21 protein-coding genes are annotated in these 22,505 nt (G+C 63.8%); 12 read left to right on the plus strand and 9 right to left on the minus strand.

What is annotated here, in order from left to right:
- Positions 1 to 13 precede the first annotated feature (13 nt).
- Positions 14 to 1,024, plus strand: coding sequence for a fumarylacetoacetate hydrolase family protein (locus Q7J58_RS22370; protein WP_304832255.1), 1,011 nt, complete (start codon positions 14 to 16; stop codon positions 1,022 to 1,024).
- Positions 1,025 to 1,191: 167 nt separating this feature from the next.
- Positions 1,192 to 2,391, plus strand: coding sequence for a rhodanese-like domain-containing protein (locus tag Q7J58_RS22375; RefSeq protein ID WP_304832257.1), 1,200 nt, complete (start codon positions 1,192 to 1,194; stop codon positions 2,389 to 2,391).
- A gap of 21 nt (positions 2,392 to 2,412) precedes the next feature.
- Here the strand turns inward: Q7J58_RS22375 and Q7J58_RS22380 are convergent, their stop codons facing one another.
- The 3 genes from Q7J58_RS22380 to Q7J58_RS22390 form a co-directional block, all read right to left on the minus strand.
- Positions 2,413 to 2,856 carry a VOC family protein gene (locus Q7J58_RS22380; protein ID WP_304832259.1) on the minus strand — a complete coding sequence of 148 codons (444 nt, stop codon included), beginning with the start codon at positions 2,854 to 2,856 and terminating at the stop codon, positions 2,413 to 2,415.
- 105 nt (positions 2,857 to 2,961) lie between these two features.
- Entirely contained in the window at positions 2,962 to 3,339 is a 378-nt protein-coding gene (locus Q7J58_RS22385; protein ID WP_304832261.1) for a hypothetical protein, read from the minus strand.
- A gap of 24 nt (positions 3,340 to 3,363) precedes the next feature.
- A complete protein-coding gene (locus tag Q7J58_RS22390; RefSeq protein WP_304832263.1) occupies positions 3,364 to 3,750 on the minus strand; it encodes a TraR/DksA C4-type zinc finger protein in 387 nt (128 codons plus the stop codon).
- A 285-nt stretch (positions 3,751 to 4,035) separates the two neighbouring features.
- Between Q7J58_RS22390 and Q7J58_RS22395 the strand changes: the two genes are divergently transcribed.
- From Q7J58_RS22395 to Q7J58_RS22410, 4 genes are all read left to right on the plus strand, one after another.
- Positions 4,036 to 4,881: an enoyl-CoA hydratase/isomerase family protein gene (locus Q7J58_RS22395; protein ID WP_304832314.1), complete on the plus strand. Its 846-nt coding sequence runs from the start codon at positions 4,036 to 4,038 to the stop codon at positions 4,879 to 4,881.
- A 51-nt stretch (positions 4,882 to 4,932) separates the two neighbouring features.
- Entirely contained in the window at positions 4,933 to 6,036 is a 1,104-nt protein-coding gene (locus Q7J58_RS22400; protein WP_336623521.1) for a PhaM family polyhydroxyalkanoate granule multifunctional regulatory protein, read from the plus strand.
- A 36-nt stretch (positions 6,037 to 6,072) separates the two neighbouring features.
- A complete protein-coding gene (locus Q7J58_RS22405; protein WP_304832265.1) occupies positions 6,073 to 7,368 on the plus strand; it encodes an FIST N-terminal domain-containing protein in 1,296 nt (431 codons plus the stop codon).
- Positions 7,369 to 7,547: 179 nt separating this feature from the next.
- Complete coding sequence (locus tag Q7J58_RS22410; protein WP_304832266.1) at positions 7,548 to 9,809, plus strand: DUF1631 family protein; 2,262 nt, start codon at positions 7,548 to 7,550, stop codon at positions 9,807 to 9,809.
- A 33-nt stretch (positions 9,810 to 9,842) separates the two neighbouring features.
- On the opposite strand, the gene Q7J58_RS22415 is transcribed toward Q7J58_RS22410, so the two are convergent.
- Positions 9,843 to 10,667: a ProQ/FINO family protein gene (locus Q7J58_RS22415; protein WP_304832268.1), complete on the minus strand. Its 825-nt coding sequence runs from the start codon at positions 10,665 to 10,667 to the stop codon at positions 9,843 to 9,845.
- Between the two features lie 98 nt (positions 10,668 to 10,765).
- Positions 10,766 to 11,497: a helix-turn-helix transcriptional regulator gene (locus tag Q7J58_RS22420; RefSeq protein ID WP_304832270.1), complete on the minus strand. Its 732-nt coding sequence runs from the start codon at positions 11,495 to 11,497 to the stop codon at positions 10,766 to 10,768.
- Between the two features lie 169 nt (positions 11,498 to 11,666).
- On the opposite strand from Q7J58_RS22420, the gene Q7J58_RS22425 reads away from it, so the two are divergent.
- Positions 11,667 to 13,643 carry an MFS transporter gene (locus tag Q7J58_RS22425; protein WP_304832272.1) on the plus strand — a complete coding sequence of 659 codons (1,977 nt, stop codon included), beginning with the start codon at positions 11,667 to 11,669 and terminating at the stop codon, positions 13,641 to 13,643.
- 16 nt (positions 13,644 to 13,659) lie between these two features.
- Here the strand turns inward: Q7J58_RS22425 and Q7J58_RS22430 are convergent, their stop codons facing one another.
- The 3 genes from Q7J58_RS22430 to Q7J58_RS22440 all read right to left on the minus strand — a co-directional run bounded on the left by Q7J58_RS22430 (position 13,660) and on the right by Q7J58_RS22440 (position 16,484).
- On the minus strand, positions 13,660 to 14,328 hold the full coding sequence (locus Q7J58_RS22430) for a GDSL-type esterase/lipase family protein (RefSeq protein WP_304832274.1): 669 nt from the start codon (positions 14,326 to 14,328) through the stop codon (positions 13,660 to 13,662).
- A gap of 116 nt (positions 14,329 to 14,444) precedes the next feature.
- Positions 14,445 to 15,590, minus strand: coding sequence for a DNA alkylation repair protein (locus tag Q7J58_RS22435; protein WP_304832276.1), 1,146 nt, complete (start codon positions 15,588 to 15,590; stop codon positions 14,445 to 14,447).
- Positions 15,591 to 15,596: 6 nt separating this feature from the next.
- A complete protein-coding gene (locus tag Q7J58_RS22440; protein WP_304832278.1) occupies positions 15,597 to 16,484 on the minus strand; it encodes a LysR family transcriptional regulator in 888 nt (295 codons plus the stop codon).
- Between the two features lie 105 nt (positions 16,485 to 16,589).
- Here Q7J58_RS22440 and Q7J58_RS22445 point away from each other — a divergent pair, with 105 nt between their 5' ends.
- The 4 genes from Q7J58_RS22445 to Q7J58_RS22460 all read left to right on the plus strand — a co-directional run bounded on the left by Q7J58_RS22445 (position 16,590) and on the right by Q7J58_RS22460 (position 20,981).
- Positions 16,590 to 17,747 (plus strand): twin-arginine translocation pathway signal protein, encoded by a 1,158-nt coding sequence (locus tag Q7J58_RS22445; RefSeq protein WP_304832280.1) that lies wholly within the window; start codon positions 16,590 to 16,592, stop codon positions 17,745 to 17,747.
- Between the two features lie 171 nt (positions 17,748 to 17,918).
- A complete protein-coding gene (locus tag Q7J58_RS22450; RefSeq protein WP_304832282.1) occupies positions 17,919 to 18,776 on the plus strand; it encodes a hypothetical protein in 858 nt (285 codons plus the stop codon).
- A gap of 452 nt (positions 18,777 to 19,228) precedes the next feature.
- Positions 19,229 to 20,308, plus strand: coding sequence for a DUF4238 domain-containing protein (locus tag Q7J58_RS22455; RefSeq protein WP_304832285.1), 1,080 nt, complete (start codon positions 19,229 to 19,231; stop codon positions 20,306 to 20,308).
- A 238-nt stretch (positions 20,309 to 20,546) separates the two neighbouring features.
- Positions 20,547 to 20,981 carry a hypothetical protein gene (locus tag Q7J58_RS22460; protein WP_304832287.1) on the plus strand — a complete coding sequence of 145 codons (435 nt, stop codon included), beginning with the start codon at positions 20,547 to 20,549 and terminating at the stop codon, positions 20,979 to 20,981.
- A gap of 97 nt (positions 20,982 to 21,078) precedes the next feature.
- On the opposite strand, the gene Q7J58_RS22465 is transcribed toward Q7J58_RS22460, so the two are convergent.
- On the minus strand, positions 21,079 to 21,558 hold the full coding sequence (locus tag Q7J58_RS22465) for a CinA family protein (RefSeq protein WP_304832289.1): 480 nt from the start codon (positions 21,556 to 21,558) through the stop codon (positions 21,079 to 21,081).
- Positions 21,559 to 21,772: 214 nt separating this feature from the next.
- Here Q7J58_RS22465 and Q7J58_RS22470 point away from each other — a divergent pair, with 214 nt between their 5' ends.
- Complete coding sequence (locus tag Q7J58_RS22470) at positions 21,773 to 22,501, plus strand: hypothetical protein (protein WP_304832291.1); 729 nt, start codon at positions 21,773 to 21,775, stop codon at positions 22,499 to 22,501.
- The last annotated feature ends 4 nt before the right edge of the window (positions 22,502 to 22,505 follow it).

Raw genomic sequence — 22,505 nt, forward strand, 5'->3', positions numbered from 1 at the left:
GCAGGAGACATGCATGAAACTCGCCACTTACAAAGACGGCTCGCGCGACGGACAACTGGTGGTGGTTTCCCGCGACCTTTCGACCGCGCATTATGCGACCGGCATCGCCCACAAGCTCCAGCAGGCGCTGGACGACTGGAACTTCATCAGCCCGCAGTTGCACGACCTGTACGTGACGCTCAACCAGGGCAAGGCGCGCCATGCGTTCCCGTTTGACCCGGCCCTGTGCATGGCACCGCTGCCGCGCGCTTACCAGTGGGCCGATGGCTCGGCCTACATCAACCACGTGGAGCTGGTGCGGGCGGCGCGCCACAGCGAGGTACCCGCGTCGTTCTATTCAGACCCTCTGATGTACCAGGGCGGCAGCGACGACTTCATCGGCCCCTGCGACGACGTGGTGGTGCCCAGCGAAGACTTCGGCATCGACTTCGAGGCCGAAATCGCCGTGGTGACCGGCGATGTGCCCATGGGTGCCACGCCCGCGCAGGCGCTGGACGGCATTCGCTTGCTGATGCTGGTGAACGACGTGTCGCTGCGCAACCTGATTCCGGCCGAACTGGCCAAGGGCTTTGGCTTTTTTCAGAGCAAGCCAGCCAGTGCCTTCAGCCCGGTGGCGGTCACGCCCGACGAATTGGGCGATGCCTGGCAGGGTGGGCGCGTGCACCTGACGCTGCAAAGCACCTGGAACGGCCGCAAAGTGGGCATGTGCGAAGCCGGTCCTGAAATGACCTTCCATTTCGGACAGCTCATTGCCCACATCTCCAAGACGCGCAACGTGCGCGCCGGCTCCATCGTGGGCAGCGGCACGGTGAGCAACAAGGCGGTTGAAGTGGATGACCGCAAAGACTGGCCCAAGGGCTACAGCTGCATTGCCGAAAAGCGCGCCATTGAAACCATCCTGGACGGTCAGCCGTCCACCGCTTACATGAAGTTTGGCGACACCATCCGCATTGAAATGAAGGGCAAAGACGGCCAGAGCATCTTCGGCGCCATTGACCAGACCATTGCGCCGCTGGAGGCTTGAGCGGCTGAGGGGGGCAGGTAGATGCCCATGTCCGCCGACCCCGCCCTGCGCTGGGGCGGTGGACGGATGGACAACCGTCGAACGGTGACGAACGGCAACAGGTGCCGCGCAACCGCAGGTGTTCTTAAAATAAGTATTTTCTTATATTTAAACGCTTTCATTGCCTTATGAAAAACCTGCATTTTTCTGCGAAGCTTTTCACCCGGCGTCTGGTGCTGCTGGCCTTGCTGGGGACCTCCTGGGCGGCGCAAGCCCAGACCCGGGTGCTCATCAACCCCGGTGACCAGGGGGAGCAATCCCGTTTTGCGGTGTACAACGTTTGGAAAGGTGCGGTGGAGCAGGCGCTGCGCAAGGCCGCGCCAGGCAGCACCCCGGCCGCCGTGTTGTCCACCGACGCCACCGCCGATCTGCAGACCACGCGCTCCCGTATCCACGAGGTGTACGTGGCCCCGGCCCATGTGGTGGGCAGTGCGGTGCGTTACGGTTACGTCCCTGTGCTCGGCCTGGACCGCTCGGTGCAAGCGGTGCTGGTGGCCCCTGCCGAAGGCGCGATCACCAGCCTGGCCCAGGCCCAAGGCAAGCGGCTGGGTCTGCCCATGCAGGACAGCGTGGTGACGTACCTGCTGCGGGGTGAGATCAACGCCCTCAACACCACCATCAAACGCCATTTTGGTCCCTTGTTTCAGACCCGCTACCAGGATGCCCTGTTGCCCTGCCTGCAGCTGCGCCGCTGCGATGTGGTGGCGGTGGAGCGGGCAGTGTTTGACCGCTGGGTGGCCGCCGGTGAAAAGCTGCGTGTGATCATGGAAACCCACACCGCACCCGGTTTGAGCGTGGCCGTGCGCGAGGACAGCAAGGTCAACGCCGACGCCTTTCGCGCCGCCCTGATCGAGTCCTTGGTGGCCAGTGCTGTGTTGAACGACGGGTCGAATGCGGTGGCGCTCAAGGGCGACGATTTCAATTACGTGTCGACTCTGGGCTACTTCACGCCGCGCAGCCTGGGCGGCGCGCAGGTGGTGGATGCGGCGGCGGTGGCGCAGATGCTGCAGCGCGGCGCGCGCTACATCGATACCCGCACCGACGCCGAATTCAAGGCCGGTCACGTGCCCGGCGCCAAGCTGGTGCCGTATGTGGAAAAAAGCGCCAAAGACGCCGACTACGAGGCCACTCTGGACCAGTTCGACACCGCGCAATTGGGGACCGATCGGGGCGTTGAATTGATCTTCGCCTGCAACGGCGCCGAATGCTGGAAAAGCTACAAAGCCAGCCAAGCCGCGCTGAAGGCGGGGTTCACCAAGGTGCACTGGTTTCGCGGCGGTTTTCCGGAATGGCGCGCTGCCGGGCAGAAAATTGCCACTGGGGGGTGACGGCCCCGGCTGGGCGTCCGGTCAGCTGGCGTAGATGTCATTGAGCGAGGCAAAGCCCTTGATCTCAATCGGGTTGCCAAACGGGTCGTAAAAGAACATCGTCCACTGTTCGCCCGGCTGCCCCGCAAAACGCCGCTGTGGCGGCAGCACAAACGCCACCCCGGCGGCTTGCAAACGCTCGGCCAGCGCCTGCCATTGCGGCAGCAGCATCACCAGTCCGAAGTGCGGCATGGGCACCAGGTGATCGCCCACCCGGCCCGTGCGGGTGGTCTTGAACGGCTCGCCCAGGTGCAGCGAAATCTGGTGGCTGAAGAAGTCGAAGTCCACCCAGGTGTCGGTGCTGCGCCCTTCGGGGCAACCCAGCACACCGCCGTAAAAGCGGCGCGCCTCGTCCAGGTTGGTCACGTGAAAGGCCAGGTGAAACAGGCTGCGGGCGGGCAGTGAAGCGGGAAGGGTGGGGTTCATGCGCGCAGCATATCAAAGCGCGCCAGCCCCAAACACCACCGCCCACCCGGGAAACCCAGGTGGGCGGTGCAGCGCCCAGGTGGGGCGCAGAGAGCGCTCAGGCGCTTAGCGCTGTGAAGGATCGGCAGCGGTCTGGTCGTACTTCAAGAAATACTGGCGTGCCATGGCGACCACCTGCGCATCGGTGGGGTGGTCGCTGCTGATCACATCGACGATGCACTTGTCTACCGCGTGCACGTTGTGCTGGCAGAAATCGCGGAACTCGATTTTGGCGCTGGCCGGACCGGTCAGCAAAATCTCGCTCACGCCCTCCAGCGCCTGCGCAACCTGGCTGAAAAAGTCTTTGTCGGCGCCCACATGGCCGTGCTTGGGGGTGTGGTGGCTGCGGGCTTTGATGCGTTGGGCCTCCACGTGTTCGCGGTCAAACATCAGCACGTGGGCTTCGCTGTGGTCGATCCAGACGACGGCATGAAAAGTGGTCAAAAAAATCTCCAGTGGGTTAAAAAATCACATCGTGGCCGGGCGGGTACCGCCCTGTGCCAGTTCCAGCTTGCTCTGGCAGTCCACGCAACGCATGGCCGTGGGGTTGGCGTGCAGGCGCGCGGTGGCGATGCCCACGCCGCAGTCCATGCACAGGCCGTAGCTGCCGTCGGCAATGCGCTGGAGGGCTGCGTCAATGGCCAGCAACTCGGCCGACTCGCGCTCGTCCAGTGCAAAAGCCAGGTCGCGCTCGGAATCGGCTTGCGCCCAGTCGTCGCTTTCGGTCGCGCGCAAATTCGCGGCCGCCTCGGCGCGGCCCACCGTGCCACCGCGCTGGGCGTGCAACTGCGACAGCGTGGCTGCGCGCATGTGCTGCAACTGGGTGGCAAAGCTGTCTGAAATGGTCTGGCTCATGGTCTCTTCCTTGTGTGTCGAACCGCTGGCAGCAAATGTCTGCAAGCCTCAGCAGTATGTTCTTCTTACCCGTTGCCCGGCGTCTTGACGCACGTCAAGCGATGCCTCCAGCGCCGGGAAAGCCCCAACACCTTCGCTTCCAGAACCGCATCCGATTGAGACGAAAATCAAAGCCCGACGGCCTGCGCCGCTGAGCCAGCCCGGCCCGGTATGGCAGGACCCGTTTCCGCTTGCGTTCCCATTTCCTTGCCCATTCAATCCCCGACAGGAGACCCCATGCAGACCGTGGACTACAGCCGCTACCAGACCCTTGCCATCACCCGCCGCGGCCCCTTGGTGGGCGGCATCCCGTCGGTGCTCGACATCCAGATGCGCGCCGACGGCCCCGGCGGCAACGGCAAACTGCCCACCGCTGGCCACGAAGGGCACTGGGAGCTGAGCGAGATCTGGCGCGACGTGGGCCGCGACGACAGCGTGCGTTGCGCGGTGCTGCGCGGCAGCGGCCTGGGCTTTTCGGGCGGCGGCGACCTGGCGCTGGTGCAGGACATGGCCACCGACTTTGAGGTGCGCACCCGGGTGTGGAAAGAAGCACGCGACCTGGTCTACAACGTGATCAACTGCGACAAACCCATCGTCAGCGCCATGCACGGCCCCGCCGTGGGTGCCGGGTTGGTGGCGGGCTTGCTGGCCGACATTTCGATTGCCGCCAGGAGCGCCAAAATTGTCGATGGCCACACCCGCCTGGGCGTGGCGGCGGGCGACCACGCCGCCATCGTCTGGCCGCTGCTGTGCGGCCTGGCCAAGGCCAAGTACTACCTCATGCTGTGCGACCCCATCAGCGGCGAAGAGGCCGAGCGCATCGGCCTCGTCTCGCTGGCGGTGGACGACGACGCCCTGATCGACAAAGCCTTTGAAGTGGCCGACCGCCTGGCCAGCGGCAGCCAGACCGCGATCCGCTGGACCAAGTATTCGCTCAACAACTGGCTGCGCCAGGCCGGCCCGGCGTTTGACACCTCGCTGGCGCTGGAATTCATGGGTTTTGCCGGCCCCGATGTGCGCGAAGGTGTGGCATCCTTGCGGGAACGCCGGGCACCCCGCTACGGCGTGGACAGCGACGGCAGCGCTGGATAAGCGCCCTCAACACGTGGGCATGCCCTTCAAACAACCTCCAGGAGACAAGCCATGAGCGACACATCGGGCAGTGGGTTTGGCAAATTTGTGCCGGGTTTCGAGTTTCTGCAAAACCTGGCCAGCCAAGCGGCCGGTGGGGTGGCGCAGGGTCTGGGCCAAAGCATTCCGCAGTTGCCCAACCTGGGCAACTGGGTGGCCCCCACCTACAACGTGGAAGACCTGGAAAAACGCATCGAAGAACTGAAGGCGGTGCATTTCTGGCTCGACCAGAATGCCAAGGCGCTGGGTGCCACCATCCAGGCGCTGGAGGTGCAAAAAATGACGCTGGCCACGCTGAAAAACATGAACTTCAGCATGGGCGATGTGGCCAATGCGCTGAAGGTCAAAGCGGCCGAAACGCTGGCCGGCTTCACGGGCGCCAGCCAGCCCCCGGCGGCGGACCCGACCCCCAACGCGACGCCGTTTGCCGGTCTTGAAATTCCGCCGCGCACCTACGGCACAGCCGCACCCACGCCACCGCAGCCCGAGGCGCCAGCGCAAGAAGCCGCCAGCGAAGTGCCTGCTGGAGCGTCCACCGGCGGTGTGGTGGACCCCATGCAGTGGTGGGGTGCGCTGTCGCAGCAGTTTCAACACATCGCCGCCAACGCCCTGAAAGATGTGGCCAAACAAACCGCGCTCGACACCACCCGCGAGGTGGCCAGCGGCTTGACCGAGCAGGCGGTGAAAACCGCCACCGGCATGGCCGGCCAGGTCACCCGTGGCCTCACCGACACGGTGGCGCGCAACGTGGGCATGGCCGCTGGCGTGGGCAAGGCCGCCGTCCGGGCCGCAGCCCCGGGCTCCACCCCCCGCAAGGCCCCCAAGAAACCCGCCACCCAGGCCGCGCCCAGGAAAGCCCCGGCGCGCAAGCCCGCGACCGCGCCCAAGGCCGGCGCTGCTGCCCAACCCTCCGCCCCGGGCGACTGGAGCATGCCGAGCGCTTTTTTCCAGGTACCTGGTTTTTCGATGGGCAAGGCTGCAGCACCGCAAGCACCCGCCAAACCGGCATCCAAAGCCGCCAAAACCGCAGCCAAGCCCGTTGTCAAGTCGGCCAGCAAACCCGTCGCCAAAAAAGTCGCCGCCAAAAAGGCGGCACCGGCCAGCCGACGCTCCTGAACGGAACCAGCGCAGGCCGTGGCGCGATTGCAACCCATGAAACTCTTTCCTTACGCCCACGCCACCCATCCTCAATGGCGCATGGCCGCCGCGCTGGTGCTGGCGCAACTGCGGGCCCAAATGGCGCTGCCCGACCATGCCGCAGCACCTTCGTTGGCGCTGCTCTACATCACCGACCACTACGCCAACGAGGCCGAAGCCATCTTGGCGCACCTGAGCGCCGAATTGCCCGAAGTGACCGATTGGGCTGGCACCGTGGGCGTGGGCGTGGCCGCCAACAACGTGGAGTATTTCGACGAACCTGCCATGGCCGTGATGCTGTGCGACCTGAGCCCTGACCAGTACCGCGTGTTCAGCGGCGTGGCGCCGTTGTCGGCCAGCGGCCGCGTGGCGGGCCCCGACGGTTTTGTGGCCCACACGGCGCTGGTGCATGCCGACGGCAACACACCCGAACTGGCCGAGCTGATCGCCGAGGTGGCTGATCGAACCGCCAGCGGCTACGTGTTCGGTGGTCTGGCCGCCAGCCGCCGCAGCACGGTGCAATTTGCTTTCAGCAGTGCCGGCAACCTGCGCGGCCAGGGCGCCGCCAGTGGCGTGTTTCATGGGGGGCTGAGCGGCGTGGCGTTTGGGCCGGCGGTGGGCATTGTGTCGCGCGTGACCCAGGGCGCCCAGCCTGTGGCCCGCGAACACACCGTGACCGACGCCGACGGCAACCTGGTGCTCACGCTCGATGGCGAGCCTGCGCTGGACGTGCTGCTGCGCGAACTGGGTGTTTCGCTGGACCAGCCCGAGCAGGCCATGCCACGTCTGCGCGCCACCCTGGTGGGTCTCACGCTGCCAACCAGCGATCTGGCAGGGAGCGCGGTCGCGGCACGGCGCGGTCAGTTTGGCCCGGAGGTGATCGTGCGCCACCTGATCGGGCTCGACCCCGGCCGCCGGGGAGTGGCCATTGCCGACCTGGCGCCCGTGGGCACCCGCCTCGCGTTCTGCGAACGCAACGTGCAGGCCGCTCGCGCCGACCTCACACGGGTGTGCGCCGAGGTGCGCGAAGAACTGGAGCCTGAGGAGTTGAGCCTGTCCGTGGCCACAGCCCTGGCTGCCACCGAGCCCGATGCCGCACCGCATCCGGCCCGGCGCATGGCCGGGGCGGTGTACGTGAGCTGCTCCGGACGGGGCGGTCCGCACTTTGGCAGTCCCAGCGCCGAGCTGCAGACCGTGCGCCGTGCCCTGGGCGATGTGCCTCTGGTGGGTTTTTTTGCCGGCGGCGAAATTGCGCACCACCGGCTGTACGGCTACACCGGCGTGCTCACCGTGTTCACCATGCCCGCCTGATTCCCCGGTGTGGGCGGTGCTGGATTTGTAACGCCTTGTGAGCAGGCTCCGTTGGTCATCACCAGCCCCCGGCGGTCGGGCGCTGGCGTGCGGCGGCGGCCTGCGCCCTTTAAAGTGATTCTCTATCGCACGCTGGGGCGTGCAGACATGCGACGTCGGATCGCCAGAGGATGAACGTGGTGGACCAATTTGATCAATTCAGGGCCCAAGTGCCCACGGTCTTTGGACGCAGCCTGGACAGGGTGGTTGCGGCGCTGCAGGCCCAGGGCGGGCCGCCAGGCGAATGGACGGTGCTGGACCGCAAGACCGCCGTCTGGGGCGATCTGTTGCGACGGCGGGCCGACCTGTGCAAAGCGTTCGCTCAGCGTCTGGACGAGGTGGTTGAGGGTGCCGAGCTGGACTGGCCGCCCCAGTCCCGGCACGCCCTTCCCCCTGCGCAGGACATGGACCCTTTGTTGGACATGCAGGACCATGGGGCGTCGGTGTCGGCGCCCGTCCCGCTGGCGTCCTTGGGGCTGGTTGAAAGCCCCGCCTTCCTCGCGTCGTACCGGCGTTGCCTCGAATCGGTGAGGCGGTGCGAACCGGACGATGTGGCGCGGCGTTTTGAGCGTTTGGCCGCACCACGGCATGGGTTGGCTCTGGCCTATCGGTTGATGGACGAAGCGTCCCCCGATCTGGCGACGCTGGAGCGGCGCATGCAACACCTCGCGCCCGCACTGGTTGACGAATTGCAGGGGCTGTACCGCCGCTTGTCGGGTGTGGCCCAGCGCAGCGATGTGGCGGCGTTGACTGGGCCGATAGCGTCCAACGACGACGCAGTTCTGCCCGCTCTGGACAGGCTGTGCCAGCCCGAGCACGCCCCCACGCCAGCGCTGCTCAAGGCGTTCTTAAACCCTGCCCATGTCGGACTGAAGGCGCCGTTGCCAAGCCGTTTTCGCGGGCTGGTTCAGGCCCAGATGGAGGCTGTGACGGCTTCGGCGCGGGCGCCGGGCGACCGCACGGGCAGCGCCAGCATGGCCGCTCCTGTGGGCGTGGGCAGTTCCCTGGATGAGCACACCTGGGGCGTCTGGTCCCAGCCGTCGGCCCGTACCCTTCGCCTGCTGAGCCTCAAGGCCAGCGCCGACACCTTCGAACAGGTGGTGGCGCTTGACGTGGTGCGGGCCCTGGTGGGGCGCCTGGCGGCCCACCCGCTGTTGTTGCGGCCGGTGGGTGAGGCTCTGGTGGCCTTGGAGCCCACCTTGTTGCGGCTGGCGCGGGACGAGCCGCGCTTCATCACGCAACCCAGCCACCCGGCCCGGCGCTTGCTGGACGGTGTGCTGCACCGTGCGGTGGAACACAACGACGCATCGACACCGGCGTTTGTGGATTTCTATCGGTCGGTGCTGCAGGCCTTTTTGGAACTCCATGCGTTGCCCGAGGCACACAGCCCCGACTTTTTGCGCGTGCTGGAGCGGTTGGTGGCCACGTGGGATGCCAGCGATCAAGCCCTTCAAGCGCAGCAGGCGCAGCGCCTGCAAGCGCTGCGCCTGGCTGAGCAACGCCAGGCCATGGCCCAACAGATCGCTCAGGCGTGGTCACAGTTGCCCGAAATGGCCCACGCACCGGAGGCGGTGGTGTCTTTTCTGCGCGACGAATGGTCGACGGTGCTGGCTGGGCTGCGTGTGTCGCCGCCAGACGACGGGCCGGATGCGCAGACCTGCGAGCGCGCTGTGGCGTCTCTGCTGTGGTGCGTTCAACCGGCCGTCCTGGCGCACGACGCCGACTCGGTGCGCGCCGCGCTGCCTGAGTTGATGCTGACGCTGCGCCGCGGACTGGCCGCCATCGGCAGGCCCGAGGGCCTCATGCAGGAACGTTTGGCCGCTTTGGAAACGTTGTGCCAGCCGCCCACGCAGCCGAACCCTGCCGAGGAGGCTTCCTCACAGGAAACCGGGCCCGTCCAGGGGACTGAGCCTCAGCCGGCGCCGGACACACTGCCCGTGACAGCGGTTGCTGTCGAGCCCGAGCCCACCGCGCCGAAGCGATCGGTGTACCGACCCGAGGAACCCTGGCTCGACCGCAGCGAGCTGGTGTCCGTGGGCGTGGAAGAGGCTCGGCCGACCGACTTTTCCGAGCTGGGTGCGCTGCGACCGCTACCGACGGCCGAGGTGTCGGCTGTGTCCGAATTGAACGATGCGGCGGTGGAGGCGGTGCTGGCAGGCCTGACGCTGGGTGCCTGGGTCGATCTGCTGTCTCAGGGAGCCTGGTTGCGCGCGCAGCTGGTCTGGTCCAATACCACGCTCACCTTGTTCCTGTTCCACAGTGCCGGTGGCCGCACACATTCCATGAGCCGCCGCAGCTGCATCAAGCTCATCCAGGACCGCCGCCTGTCGTTGGTGAGCGCAGCACCCGATGTGCAGCGGGCCATCGGGTCCATCGCCAACACGCAACCCGCCAACCTCTGAGCGGCAGCGCCCGCGAGCGCTGCGGGCTGCGTGTCAGTCGGGTGCCGGCGCTGGGGTGTCGGGCGCAGCGTCTGCCGGGGGGCTGGCCAGGGTGGCGGTGTTGGAGGCCGCCACCGCCGCTTGGCGGGCGACCCGCGCGCGGGCGCGCTCCAGCGTGCGGTTGGCGTCCAGCACGTGCATGCCGTACATGTCGGCAAACGCTTCCACGGTTTTGCCGCTGGCGTCGAAGGCGCGCAGCAGCGCCTCTTCGCGCGCGGCGCGGCTGGCGGCTTCGGTCAGCGCGTCGTGGGTGAGCTGGTTCACTTCTTCGTCGCGGCCGTGCACGCGCTGGGCGTACTCGTCGCGCGGCAGGCCCGAAGCCTCAAAGGCCTGCAGGATGCGCTGGCGCAGCTTGGGGCGCAGGTCTTCGCGGCTGCGCGCACCCCGGCGGCGAAACACCTCGATCAGTGCGTGGTGCACTTGCTCGGGCGTCAGGTCTTCCACCGGCTGGCCGCTCAGGTCGTGCCGTTGCAGGCCCGAGGCCACCACCGTCAGGTAGCGCGTGGAGCGCGCGTGCAAGCCCAGCGCGGCCTTCAGGCTGTCTTTCTCCAGCACCTCGGGGTAAGCCGCCAGCAGGTCTTCAAAAATGCCGCGTTTGAGCGGCAGCAGCGTCTCACCAAACAGCACGGGCACCAACTCGGCCAGTTGGTCCAGCACCGGGTGCTGGCGCGCAGGCGCTGGCCCGGCGGGGCGCTCGGTGGCGGGGCGCTGTGGGCGGCGGCCTCGGTTGGGGCGCTGGCCGCGGGCGGGTGGTGCCGCGCGGGTTTCAGCGGGGGCCGGGGTGGCGTTGTCGGGCGTGGCGGGCGTGGAGGCGTTCATGACAAGGTGCAGAGCAGGAAAATAAAAAGGCCCATGGCTTGGGCCAACCCGACATCATGCCAGTCTTGGGCCCGGCGGCATGGCGGCGGCGCAGCGGTTCAACGGCGCAGCGCGCCAAACGCCTCAAATTCCCAGCTTCGCATGGCCAGCACCAGGGTGTAGCCCTCGCGGTCTTTGCCCGCCAGTTTCTGGTCGGTCTGGTGTTGTTGGGCAAAGTCTTGCGCCACGCGCTGCAGCCGCTCCATGAACAGCGGCGCCAGCGTGCGGCTCACCGAGCCGTGCACCAGCATCAGGCCCTCGCCCGTGCCGTCAAAGCCACCGGCAAAGTAGTCCAGCAACGCGTGGTCGCGAAAGTAGTTCATCACCGGGCCGTGCGGGCGCCAGCGGAAGGTTTTGGCCAGCTTCAGGCGGTAGCGGTTCAGCGCCCGCAGCTCAATGATGCCAATCCGGTCGAGCTGCACCAGGTACTTCACGCATTCGGCCTCGCTGAGCCGGTAGCTGGTGGTCATCTGCTCCAGCGTCCACTGGCTCAGCACGCAAATGGCCACCAGCAGCAGCTTTTTGTCGGCCACCACCGCGCGCTCTTGTTCGGCGGTCATTTCTCGCAGCAGCGGCTGCGCATCGGCCACACGCCTTGCCAGTTCGGCAAAGTCGATTTTCAGCGCACGGCATATCTCGTCCACCCTGGATAGCGACATGTCGCCCTTGGACAGCATGCGCTTGATGCTCGATTCCGCCATGCCCAGGGCCTGCGCCAGGTCGGCGTAGGTCATGTGCGCCGCTTTCAGTTCTTGCTTCAGGGCCGCAACCAGGTCAAGGGTGGTGCTCATGGGGGGTCGTACCGAATACCGATACCTGTGGGTTCAATGCGCTGAACTGTACCGTTTTCAGGCGCCGGTGAACCGGTCCGACGCCCGACACTGCCCACCAGCCCGTCGCGCCACAACGCGGCCCACCCTTGCGGCAGAATGCAGCAGCCTACCCTCGAAGGAGTCTTCCATGAACGCACCCGCCACCTGGATTGAGCCGCCCCGCCGTCCGCTGGACCCACCGCCGGCCGTGCACGCGCAAAGCCACGGCGGCGGCCAGTTCGCCCTGCTGCGCCAGCGCCGCTTTGCGCCGTTTTTCTGGACGCAGTTTTTGGGTGCGGCGAACGACAACTTGTTCAAGTTCGCCTTCACCGTGCTGGTGACCTACCAACTGCAGGTGCAGTGGCTGCCGGCTGAATTGGCCGGGCTGGTGATCGGCGCGCTGTTCATCCTGCCCTTTCTGTTGTTTTCCGCCACCAGCGGGCAACTGGCCGACAAGCTGGAGCGGCGCCAGATGATGATTTGGCTCAAGCGCGCCGAGATGGGCATCATGGCCATCGCCGCCTGGGGCTTTTTTGTGCAGAACATCCCGGTCTTGCTGGCCTGCATTTTTCTCATGGGCCTGCAGTCCACGGTGTTCGGGCCGGTCAAGTTCGCCTACCTGCCGCAGCACCTGAGCGAGCGCGAGCTCACCGGTGGCAATGGCGTGGTCGAAATGGGCACCTTTGTGGCCATTTTGCTGGGCAATCTGGCCGGTGGGCTCATCATCGCTGTGCCCGAAATCGGCGCGCACCACGTCGGCTTCACCTGCGTCGGTCTGGCCATTCTGGGCCGTGTCGCGTCGCACCACATACCCGCCTCGCCCGCCATGGACCCGGGCCTGTCCATCAACTGGAACCCGTTCACCGAAACCTGGCGCAACCTGCAACTGGCCCGCCAAACGCCGGTGGTGTTCCGGTCGGTGCTCGGCATCAGCTGGATGTGGTTCTTTGGCGCCGTGTTCCTCAGCCTGTTTCCCGCCTTTGCCAAAGACGTGCTGCACGGTGACGAGCAGGTGGCCTCGCTGTTGCTGGTGGTGTTCTCCATCGGCATCGGCACCGGCTCGTTGTTGTGCGAAGTGCTCAGCCGCCGCCATGTCGAAATTGGCCTGGTGCCGCTGGGCGCCATCGGCATGACCGTGTTCTCGGTCGACCTGTACTTCGCCACCCGGGGCCTGCCGCCCGCCAGCGGCCTGGGCCTGGGCGCCTTCATGGCCGACGCGGCGCACTGGCGCGTGCTCGCCGATCTGGCCCTGCTCAGCCTGTTTGCCGGGCTCTACAGCGTGCCCATGTACGCGCTGATCCAAATGCGCAGCCAGCCCACGCACCGCGCGCGCATCATCGCCGCCAACAACATCCTCAACGCGCTGTTCATGATCGCCAGTGCCGTCATCGCCGGGGCTTTGCTGCAGGCCGGTTTCACCATTCCGCAGATGTTTTTGTTCGTCGGTCTGGCCAACGCCGTGGTCGCGTTCTACATCTTCATGCTGGTGCCCGAATACCTGCTGCGCTTCGTGGCCTGGGTGGCCTCGCGCTTCGTCTACCGCTTCCAGGTGAGCGGCGACGCACACATCCCCACCCGGGGCGCGGCCATTCTGGCCTGCAACCATGTGAGCTATGTGGACGCGGTGCTGCTCATGGCCGCCAGCCCCCGGCCCATCCGGTTTCTGATGGACCACCGCATCTTCCAGGTGCCGGTGCTGGGCTGGCTGTTCAAGCTGGCCAAAGCCATTCCCATTGCGCCGCAAAAAGAAGACCCCGCCGCTTACGAAGCCGCCTTCAGCGCCGCTGCGGCGGTGCTGCGTGAGGGCGATTTGTTGGGTATCTTTCCCGAAGGCGGCATCACCCGCGACGGCACGCTGCAGCCCTTCAAAGGCGGCATCGCCAAAATACTCGTCCGCGCCAACGCCGAGGGCCTGCACGTTCCCGTCATTCCCATGGCGCTGAACCACCTGTGGGGCTCGTATTTCAGCCGCATCGAACGCGCTCAGGGCGAACCCACCGCCATGGTGAAACCCTTCCGTCGGGGTCTGTTCAACCGCGTGGGGCTGAACGTGGGTGCACCCGTGATGGCCGAGGACGCCACGCCCGACGGGCTGCGCGAGCGGGTGGCGGGGTTGATGCGGTGAGCGGCTCAGCCACCCCTCAGGGCGCCGCAATGCCCTGCTCAACCAAAGCCGCGTGCAGCCGCGTTGCCATCTCGCGGTAGCCCGCTGCGTTGGGGTGTACATGGTCGGCCCGCCAGGCGGGGTTGGACAGCACGTCGGAGAACACGTCAGGCACCAGGGGCACTTTTTCTTCCCGCGCCAGGTCGGCGTACAAGTCCGCATCGCTCAGCCGACGGCTCAACGCCCCGAGCAGTGACAGCTCGGGCACGCTCACCAGCACCGCCTGCGCTCCCGCTGCGCGCGCGGCTTGCAGCATGGCGCGCAGGTCTTCCTGAACGGCTTCGTGGGCGCGGCGGCGCAAAAAGTCGTTGCCACCCAGTTCCACAATGACCAGCGCGGGCCGGTGCGCCCGCAGCAAGGGCGCCAGTCGCGAGCGCGCCGCTTGTGCCGTGTCGCCGGGCACCCCGGCGTTGACGATCTGCCAGCCGGTTTTCGCGGCCAGCAAGCTGGGCCAGTCTTCCCCCGGGCCGGCACCGGTGCCGTGGGTCACGCTGTCGCCAAACGCCAGCACGGTTTGCCCCGGTGCCACCCGAACGCCTGTGGTTGCCTGGCGGCACGCGCTCAGCAAGGCCAGTGCGGCGGGCCACAGCAGCAGGCTGCGGCGGGTGTGTGGGGATGCGGTGGCGTCGATGGGCATGGGTTGCATTTTTGCTGTTTTCACCAAGTGTGTTGATTGCTCGCAAACCTGGCGGCATGGCGTAGCAACAACGCCATGGCGACTTGGCGGAAGTCCTGCCAATCCAGGTGGGGGCTTCGATAGGCTCAGGCCAGCAGTTCAAAGCGGGCGCTGGCGCAGGTCTGGCCGTTGATGCGCAGGTCGATCTGGTGCAGGCCGGGGTAGAGCTGGCGCGTGGTGACCGGGCGCAGGCTGTGGCGTTTGTCCAGGGTGCGCCCGGCGTGGGGCTCCAGCATGAGCTTCCAGCCCTTGAACACCTTGGCGCTGGTGCTGCCGTTGGCGCGCACGTGGTGCACCGCGTAGTCCACCACCAGCGGCTGGGGCTGTGGCGCGGTGGAGCGCAGCGTCACGTGAAGCCCCACGTCTTCGCCCACACTGGCGTGGTCGGTGGACAGACTCAGCGTGGCCTCGCCCTGCAAACCCAGCCCCAGGCCCCAGGCTTGCAGGGTGGGCGCGTGGCCTTGTTTGATGAGGCTGCGGCTGGCGTGGCGCAGCAGGGCGGTGCGTTGGGTGTTGGCGGCTTGCTGGTGTTCGCGCACCCACTGGGCCACCAGGTCGGGGTGGTCTTTGGCGATGTCGTTCAGGTGGTTGGCCACGCTGCGGCGCACGTAGGCGCTGGGGTCGTCTTGCAGCGCGCGCAGCAGCGGCAGGGTGGGCGCTGGGTTGGCCACCAGCGCGTGCAGCCGCAAACCCCAAGGCAGGCGCGGGCGCGAACCTTCGCTGACCAACCGTCGCACATGGGCGCTGGGGTCGTGTACCCAGCGCTTCAACACCGCAAGCGTCAGATCGGGGTGTTGCTGGATGAACGGGCGGATGGCGAATTCGGCCGAAAAACGCTGGGTCAGCGCGTGCAGGCAGGCCAGCGCACGCGGCACATCGGCCATGCCCTGGCGTGCCACGTATTCACCCAGCGACCACACCACCCAGCCTGAGAGCCCGGCCTGGCTCTGTGCGGCGCTCAGCCCCACGGGTTCACCGGCGGCATCCAAGCCCAAGGGATCGGCCAAGCTGGCTTCTATCACGTCGGCGGCTTGGGCAAAGTCGGCGGGCAGGGTGGCTTGCAGCGCGTCGGCCAGTTGCATGGCGCGGGCTTTGAATTCGAGCGCGTCCAGCCCCTGCGCGGCGTGTTGTTCAAAGCGCTGGCGGTCCAACGCGGGCCACACGCGGTGCAGGTGCAGGCCCGCATGGTGCACGGTGTGGGCATTGATGAGGTTTTTGAAAGGTTCGGTCATGCGTGTTCACAGCAAAGGCGGTAGTTCGGCGGCCAGCACATCGTAGACCGCGCGGATCGGCGCGTTGCCCCGAATTTCGCTGTGCACCACCAGCCACACCGGCAGCGGCGGAATGCGCAACTGCGGCAGCAGCGGCAACACGTCGGGGTCTTGGCGGCTCAGGTAATCGGCCACAAAACCAATGCCCATACCGGCGCGCACAGCGGCCCAATAGGCCATCAGGTCGTCGGTGCGCAGCACAAAGCGCTCGTTCGGCACGCTGTGGCCCATGGCCGCAAAGCCTTTGGCAATGTCGTCGTGGCGGTCGTTGCCCACCAAATCGTGCTGCAACAAGTCCGCAGGCTGGGCGGGCGTGCCGCGCCGTCGCAGGTAGTCGCGGTGCGCGCAAACCCCAATGCCCACGCTGCCCACCCGCTGCGCCACCAGCGCGCCTTGCTCGGGGCGCACCATGCGCACCGCAATATCGGCCTCGCGCCGCAGCAGGTTGCTCACCGCGTTGCTGGCCACCAGCTCCACCGCAATCTCGGGCAACAGCCGCCGCATGCGCGCCAAAATCGGCGGCAACAGCACACAAGCCACCGGCTGGCTGGCGCTCAGGCGCACCGTGCCGCGCAGCGCGGTGCGGGTGTCGCTCACGCTGCGCAGCAGGGCGTGGGCACCGGTCTCCATGGCGCGGGCCGCTTCGGCCAGGCGCTGCCCGGCGGCGGTGGGCGCCAAACCGCGCCCCGTGCGCTCAAACAGCACCGTGCCCAACTGCGCCTCCAGCTCGGCAATGTGCCGCCCCATGGTGGGTTGGCTGCTGCCCAGTTGGCGCGCTGCGGCCATCAGGCTGCCGTGTTCATACGCCGCCAAAAAGGCCGGAATCAGTTGCCAGTTGAATTGCGGACCATTCATTTTTGAATACCTGCTACCCGTTTTCATGCCATTGTGTTCAATGCAGCGCCATCCCACAATGACCTTCAAACCCCTTGGGGGGTTGAACTGCACAAAGGACTTGAGATGCAAAGAAGACAATTCATCCGCCTCGCGGGCGGTGGTGTGGTGCTGGCAGCCAGCGCCGGTTTGGCGGCTTGCAGCAGCGCCTTACCGCCCGAAGCCCTGCAAGCCTGGACCCCGCCCGAGCCCGGCCAAGACCTGCGCCACTGGCTGCTGGCCCACGCCATCTTGGCGCCCCATTCGCACAACCTGCAATCGTGGCTGGTCAATCTGTCCGTGCCCGACCAGATCACGCTGTTCGTGGACCTGAAGCGGCTGCTGCCCGAAACCGACCCGCTGTCGCGCCAGATGGTGATGAGCCAAGGCACGTTCTTGGAGCTGCTGGACTTGGCCGCCCGGCAACAAGGCCTTCGCGCCGACATGCAACTGTTCCCCGAAGGCGCGTTCGGCCCGACCACGCTGGACCAGCGGCCCACCGCCCGCGTGCGCCTGGTGCCCGACGCCACGGTGCAGCCCGACCCGCTGTTTGCGCAAATTTTCCGGCGCCACACCAACCGCGAGGCCTACGAGCCCCGCGAACCCGCCGCCGATGCGCTGCAAACCATCGCGCAAAGCGCCACCGCGCCGGGCCTGCGCCTGGGCTTTGTGGGCGGCGCCCAGCCCGACGCCCTGCAACAACACCGCCGCATTGCCATGGACGCGTGGCGCATTGAAATGGAGACACCGCGCACGGTGCTGGAGTCGTACAAGGTGCTGCGCATTGGGCCGCAAGAAATTGCCCAACACCGCGACGGCATTTCCATCAACACGCCCATGGTGCGTGCCCTGACCGCGCTCGGCCTGTTTGACCGCAGCCAAGCCCCCGCCCCCGGCGATTCGGCGGTGGCCGGGCAAATCAAAGACTTCAATGAAAAACTGGCCACCACGCCCGCATTCTTTTATATGGTGAGCCAAGGCAACGACCGTGTAACCCAGTTGCAAGCAGGCCGCGCCTACGCCCGCGCCCAATTGGCCGCCACGGCGCAGGGCTTGTCCATGCACCCCCTGCAACAAGCGCTGCAAGAGTACCCCGAGCAAGCCGAGCCCTACGCCGCCATCCACCGCCTGCTGAACACGCCGCCGCCGCAGTTCACGGTGCAAATGTGGGCGCGCCTGGGCTACGCGCCGCCGGTCGGGCCGGCACCGCGCCGGGGTGTGCGGGCGCATATCTTGGCGGGGTGAGGTGGCCACTCACCCAAATGGGGGGGTGTTGCAGAAAAAACCGGTAACGGCAATGAATAAGATGCCGGTTGGTGTTTGCGACATTTCATAATGGCGCGGTGGTTGGGGGATGAATATTTTCGTCCCTTGACCGTTTGTGTGATATTTGGACCCGTCCGAGGCAAGTAACCTATGACTACTAGAAAAACTCTGTTCACGCCAGCAGAGCAGTGGGAGAAGACCGCCACCCACCACGCTTTACTGAATCGCTGCTACGAAGATTGGAAAGTAGTCGGTGATAGGGTGTCTTCCATCGGCTTCTTCCGCGGCACGCACCATTCCGTGCAAGACGACGATGTCTTGATCGTGTCATCCACAAATGGCATGATGGAACGACTCGGAATGACGGGTATCTCCTCGAAAGGTGCGAGGCTTAATAATTACCATCTCCCTCTGCGACGTGGTTTTGACATCGTGCAGTTGCCGGATGATTTCATTGGAATGCAGTGGAATCATCCGGCCATTGGGCGCTACGTCGCTGACTTGCGCGCAAGTCGCCGCAGCCGGGTAAGCGCGTATAGCCCGGCACCTTCTCATTGCAAGACCTCCGGTGGAATCGATACCGACAGAATTGCCTTCTTCGGGCTGTACAAGTCGGGAAGATTGCCTGGATCGACCAGAACCCTCGATTACCGGCATTACCTCCGGTTCTTCCCAGATGGCTCGGTGGTTGCAACTACTGACTTCAATCACCAGGGCTGGCGCATTTCATTCGACCCCGACGCTACATCGCCACCCTATGCGGATACCAAAGGCGACTTTCGTACCGACGGCGAGTTGATAACCTTCGCGCTAAGCGAAACGATGTCCTGGTCGAAATGGATAGAGGTCGTTTATGCCCGTTATGAAGGGCAATTCAAGAATGGCAAACTGTGGCTAAGATTGACGCGCTACGCTCTATCTGGAAAGGCAGTGCCGGACAAACTATCGAACCTGATGTTGCCCTATCGTTTCCACCCTTTCGCCCCGGGCGCATTCCTTGACTGCTAGCGTTACTCCCCGTGCTCAGCCATCGCTTCGAGGGGGTGGCCTGCATGTGCTCGGAACCTAGGGGTCAGGTCATGTATTGAAACATCTCCATCCACCCCTCCAGCGGCTGCATACATATAAAAAACCCCTGAAACCCGCTTTAGCATTGCGTGGGCAGCTCTTTTATTCATAACAATTTCCACTGTTCGCACCAACCGGCTTACCGTTGTGTAGTGCAGACCGAAGGCTTGACCGAATTCTTTGAGACTGTAGCAGCCAGTGGCGTAGGCCTGGCCATGGCGCGGTTGCGTTCGGTTTTTTTACGAAGTGGGTAAGTGTCAATACAAGACCTGACCCCGCAGTTCCGACCCCGCAGTTCCGATGCTCGGGGGCGAGTGGATCAACTCATGATTGGTTAGGCGTATGGATATTCCCAAAGGACAACGCTTAAACTATCGATTATTTTTTGAATTATGACAGATAAGCAAAATCAACACTTTGTTCCACAGCATTATTTTCGAAACTTTTCTATTGATAAGAAAAGCATAGGAATGTTGATAAAAGGTTCGGGAAAAATTATCGAGAATGCTTCAGTGGATACACAAGCATCAAAGAATAACTTTTATGGCTCTCGTGAAATAGAGAAAATAGTCACAGAGTTCGATACTAAATATAGTGTAATTTTTTCTAAAATAATATCTCAAGTGAACGACAAGGCGCTGACCTCTCATGGTTTTATAGACATGATGGAAGCGCTATGCTTCCAAGAGCTTAGAACACTAAATGAAAGAAACTCTAACGTACCGCGAATGAAATTTCTCGAGGATTTTTATCAGCCACAACTTGAGGCGGTCGATGACTATGATTTAGGAGGGCCTCCAGAAGTTACCAAGGCAATTAATGAAGTTATGAGAACAGTCTTGCAAGCAATGAGTGACTCAAAACGATGGCAAACATTTAATATGTTTAATGTGAAAGTTAAGCTTGCTGAAATAGAGGATCTGGGTGCTGTCTTTTTAAAAAATGTAACTGGTACTCCATTTATTTTTAGTGATACTCCAGTAACAAGATCTAACCTTGCATTACAAGGCATGCCATATAGTAAACATGGAAATATGAATTTTGGTTTGACTCTGCATTATCCGATAAATAGCTGGCTTAGTTTTTTAATGTTTGACCGCAATGCTTATGAACTTATATCGGATGATCAAAATATAGTGATGGTAATCGATAGGAAAGATGTAGATGCATTGAATATATTGCAAATCCATAATGCGGTTAATTCAATTTACTTCAGAGAAAAGGAATTTAGTGACTATGTAAAACGCTTATGGGAAACTGAAAAAAATCGATCTACTGACGACAATTCTAGGGTTGAGTGTTTGGAGGAAATTACGCTGGACGGCTATTTAACAGGTGGAAAGACTAATGTTTTGATTAAACCTGAACCAGCTTATGCAGCAGAACTCACCTTTCTTAAAGTGAGCGATTTCTCTGATTATCAATTACTGCCATTCCGAGAAAGATTCGTGGTCATATTGAAGAATACCTAATCGGGTAACGCACAAAAGGGGTCGGGTCTTTCAATCACGCATTCGGCCTAACATTGCGCTCAACCGGAGCACGGTTATAATGCGGTTTTATTTGTCAGCTTCCCATGCCGCGCCCGGTTAGCTTTACGTTAAAAAATAAGCAAGCCACAACCCCTCAGTCAATTGCTCGCAATCCACCAGCACCAAATCAATCCCCACTTCGTTCAGCCTCTAAACGGCTGCTTTCATGCAAACCCCCATGCGACGAATCCTGATGACGCTTTCATGCTTGCTTGCCGCTGGCGCGGCACACGGGGCCGAGTCGGCGGCGGTTCAGCGCTGTATCGACCTGTTTCAGGCGGAGCAGAACCGCATTGAGCGGGAGTTCAGGCGCACCCGCCCGCCCGAAACCGAGCGGGCGGCTTTTGAGCGGTGGGCGAACAATCTGCATGCGGCCCTGAATGCGGCAGGCCGTGCGGCGGAGGCTTGTGAACGGCGGAGCCAACCCGCCTTGACGCCTGAGCGTCTCACCACGCTGGAGGCGTGTATGGCGCAGGTGGCGGCGCAGTCCGAAGCGCTTGAGCGCCGCTACGCCGGGCGCACGCTCTCCCGCGAGGAACAGTCCCAACTGCGCGCCGAGCAGCTGGCCCTGCATGAGCAGCGCATCGCCTGCGACTTGGCCTCCAGAAAGTAGGGGTTTGTTGGGGCGCGGCGCCGTTCGGTTTCAAGTTGGCGTAACCCCTCCCTCTGCGCCGGCAGGCCGAGCCCTGCGCCGCCGGGGCGTTGGTTTTTTACAGCCGCTGTAGCAACCCCGCCAATGCGTGCGCCACGGTGGCCTGGCGCACGGCGGCACGGTCGCCATCGAAGTGCTGGTGTTCGGTGAACACACCCATGGGCGTGGCCCAGCCGAACCACACCGTGCCCACCGGTTTTTCAGCGCTGCCGCCGGTGGGGCCGGCGATGCCGGTGACGGCCACCGACCAGTGCGCATGGGCGTTGACCACGGCGCCTGCGGCCATGGCGCGTGCCACCGGCTCGCTCACCGCACCGTGGGCCTCGATCAAGGCGGCTGGCACACCCAGCAGCTCGCACTTGGCGGCGTTGGAATAGGTGACAAAACCACGCTCGAACCACTCGCTGGAGCCGCTGACTTCGGTGCAGGCCCCGGCGATGAGTCCACCGGTGCAGCTCTCGGCCGTGGCCATGAACTGAGCGCGGGCTTTGAGTGCGGTGGCGAGAGCTTCCACGAGTTGGGGGGTGGTTTTTGTCATGGTTTGACGATTCTTCCGAAGGCTTGTTTGTGCAACACCGGTTGCTGCGGCAGGGGACAGTGTCCATGCTGTTGGTGGAATCGGCGTTCAAAAGTGTCTTGGTTTGACGCAACACCGGGGTGGAACGGATTGTGCTGCACGTGTCGAGTGGCCACGCAAACACATGTGTGTTCCCGGACAAACAGCATAGAACAACGACGAGGAGACATCCCGAATGATCAACATCGACAATGCGCTGCTGCGGCAGCTGCTTTTGATTGAGCGCCCCTGGGAAGTGCGTCAATACCGGCTGGACGTGCGCAAGCGCCGATGCGACGTATGGATCGCCCAGGAACCCGAGCGTGGCTGGTTCGGTCGACCCAAATCGGCCCCAGTCAGCGAAACGGCGGTGTGGCAGCACCTGGCGATTGGACAGATCCGTTTTCATCTGCACGTGAACATCCCGATGGGCTTTGATTCGAAGGGTATCGGCTGGATGGGCGAGAGTGGCATGCCGTTCACCCGGGCGTTGGCTGCTCGGGTGTTCGCACTCTTCAGTGAGGGCATCTCGTTGCAGTCGGTCTGTGGATTGCTGGACTTGAACTTGCAGGATGTCTGGAATTACCGCTTCGCACTGGACACCGGTCGGGCCGGTGGTGCCGATTTTGAGGCGCCAACCCGACCGGCCGTGCCGGTGCCTGCGGTGTCCTTGGCCGTGCCTGCGTCGGTCGCAAGCGCGGTGCCCGACATCACCGATCCGGTCTGGCTGCGCCTGCTCGGTGGCGAGCTCAAACTCGACATCAAGGTGCTCAGCCTCAAGCTCATGCTGGCCAAGCTGCGTTCGCAGATGGATCTGATTCAAGACGAAGAGGTGCGCCTGATGAAACTGAAGGAACTGCACCGCTATTTCGTTAAAAATGAACGTGTGCTCATCCACGAACTGAATCAGCTGCGGCTGGGCTGACCCA

Origin of the sequence: Hydrogenophaga sp., assembly GCF_030656115.1 — a bacterium.
Lineage (GTDB): Bacteria > Pseudomonadota > Gammaproteobacteria > Burkholderiales > Burkholderiaceae_C > Hydrogenophaga.

Excerpts from the sequence above, each read along its gene's own strand:
- Q7J58_RS22400 (WP_336623521.1), top strand. The coding sequence starts at position 4,933 with ATGAGCGACACATCGGGCAGTGGGTTTGGCAAATTTGTGCCGGGTTTC.
- Q7J58_RS22420 (WP_304832270.1), bottom strand. The coding sequence starts at position 11,497 with ATGAGCACCACCCTTGACCTGGTTGCGGCCCTGAAGCAAGAACTGAAA.
- Q7J58_RS22390 (WP_304832263.1), bottom strand. The coding sequence starts at position 3,750 with ATGAGCCAGACCATTTCAGACAGCTTTGCCACCCAGTTGCAGCACATG.
- Q7J58_RS22435 (WP_304832276.1), bottom strand. The coding sequence starts at position 15,590 with ATGACCGAACCTTTCAAAAACCTCATCAATGCCCACACCGTGCACCAT.
- Q7J58_RS22450 (WP_304832282.1), top strand. The coding sequence starts at position 17,919 with ATGACTACTAGAAAAACTCTGTTCACGCCAGCAGAGCAGTGGGAGAAG.
- Q7J58_RS22465 (WP_304832289.1), bottom strand. The coding sequence starts at position 21,558 with ATGACAAAAACCACCCCCCAACTCGTGGAAGCTCTCGCCACCGCACTC.
- Q7J58_RS22445 (WP_304832280.1), top strand. The coding sequence starts at position 16,590 with ATGCAAAGAAGACAATTCATCCGCCTCGCGGGCGGTGGTGTGGTGCTG.
- Q7J58_RS22375 (WP_304832257.1), top strand. The coding sequence starts at position 1,192 with ATGAAAAACCTGCATTTTTCTGCGAAGCTTTTCACCCGGCGTCTGGTG.
- Q7J58_RS22460 (WP_304832287.1), top strand. The coding sequence starts at position 20,547 with ATGCGACGAATCCTGATGACGCTTTCATGCTTGCTTGCCGCTGGCGCG.
- Q7J58_RS22380 (WP_304832259.1), bottom strand. The coding sequence starts at position 2,856 with ATGAACCCCACCCTTCCCGCTTCACTGCCCGCCCGCAGCCTGTTTCAC.
- Q7J58_RS22370 (WP_304832255.1), top strand. The coding sequence starts at position 14 with ATGAAACTCGCCACTTACAAAGACGGCTCGCGCGACGGACAACTGGTG.
- Q7J58_RS22415 (WP_304832268.1), bottom strand. The coding sequence starts at position 10,667 with ATGAACGCCTCCACGCCCGCCACGCCCGACAACGCCACCCCGGCCCCC.
- Q7J58_RS22405 (WP_304832265.1), top strand. The coding sequence starts at position 6,073 with ATGAAACTCTTTCCTTACGCCCACGCCACCCATCCTCAATGGCGCATG.
- Q7J58_RS22430 (WP_304832274.1), bottom strand. The coding sequence starts at position 14,328 with ATGCAACCCATGCCCATCGACGCCACCGCATCCCCACACACCCGCCGC.
- Q7J58_RS22455 (WP_304832285.1), top strand. The coding sequence starts at position 19,229 with ATGACAGATAAGCAAAATCAACACTTTGTTCCACAGCATTATTTTCGA.
- Q7J58_RS22425 (WP_304832272.1), top strand. The coding sequence starts at position 11,667 with ATGAACGCACCCGCCACCTGGATTGAGCCGCCCCGCCGTCCGCTGGAC.
- Q7J58_RS22440 (WP_304832278.1), bottom strand. The coding sequence starts at position 16,484 with ATGAATGGTCCGCAATTCAACTGGCAACTGATTCCGGCCTTTTTGGCG.
- Q7J58_RS22470 (WP_304832291.1), top strand. The coding sequence starts at position 21,773 with ATGATCAACATCGACAATGCGCTGCTGCGGCAGCTGCTTTTGATTGAG.